The following is a 1,122-nucleotide window of genomic DNA, read 5'->3' on the forward strand; positions in this document are numbered from 1 at the left end:
CGCAATTAAGCGTTTGATTGGTCGTACATTCGATTCAGACGTAGTACAGAAAGACATCAATATGGTGCCATACAACATCGTTAAAGCAGACAATGGTGATGCATGGGTTGAGGTAAAAGGCGAGAAGAAGGCTCCACCTCAGATATCTGCTGAAATCTTGAAAAAGATGAAGAAGACTGCAGAAGATTACTTAGGTGAAGACATTACTGAAGCAGTTATCACTGTTCCAGCATACTTCAATGACTCTCAGCGTCAGGCAACAAAAGATGCAGGTAAAATCGCTGGTCTTGATGTTAAGCGTATTATCAACGAGCCAACTGCAGCAGCACTTGCTTACGGCCTAGATAAGAGCCAAGGTGATTCTACGATTGCTGTGTATGACCTTGGTGGTGGTACTTTCGATATTTCGATTATCGAAATCGCAGATGTTGATGGTGAAAAGCAGTTTGAAGTACTAGCGACCAATGGTGACACATTCCTAGGTGGTGAAGACTTTGATATGGCATTGATCGACTATTTGGCTGAAGAGTTCAAGAAAGATCAAGGTATGGATTTAACGGGTGACCCACTTGCAATGCAGCGTTTGAAAGAAGCTGCAGAGAAAGCAAAGGTTGAGCTTTCAAGTGCACAACAAACGGATGTAAATCTGCCATACATCACTGCTGATGCAACAGGTCCTAAGCACTTAAACGTGAAGTTGACGCGTTCTAAGTTGGAGTCGTTGGTAGAAGAGTTGGTTGTTCGCAGTCTTGCTCCATGTAAAACAGCATTGAATGATGCAGGTTTGAGCACAAGCGAAATTGATGACGTCATCTTGGTCGGTGGTCAAACACGTATGCCTCTTGTTCAAGAGAAAGTACAAGAGTTCTTCGGTAAAGAGCCACGTCGTGATGTAAACCCTGATGAAGCAGTTGCAATGGGTGCGGCGATTCAAGCGGCGGTTCTAGCTGGTGACGTGACAGACGTTCTTCTTCTAGACGTAACGCCTTTGACGCTAGGTATCGAAACAATGGGTGGTGTTGCTACTCCATTGATTGAGAAAAACACAACGATTCCTACCAAGAAGTCGCAAGTGTTCTCAACAGCAGAAGATAATCAGTCGGCAGTAACGATTCACGTTGT

General features: G+C 44.2%; 1 protein-coding gene. It reads left to right on the top strand.

Annotated features, from left to right (window positions below; genetic code table 11):
* A partial coding sequence (gene dnaK, locus A3739_RS19055) for a molecular chaperone DnaK (RefSeq protein ID WP_082878501.1) occupies positions 1-1,122 on the top strand: 1,122 nt, incomplete at both ends.

The sequence above is a fragment of the Oleiphilus sp. HI0067 genome, from assembly GCF_001635735.1.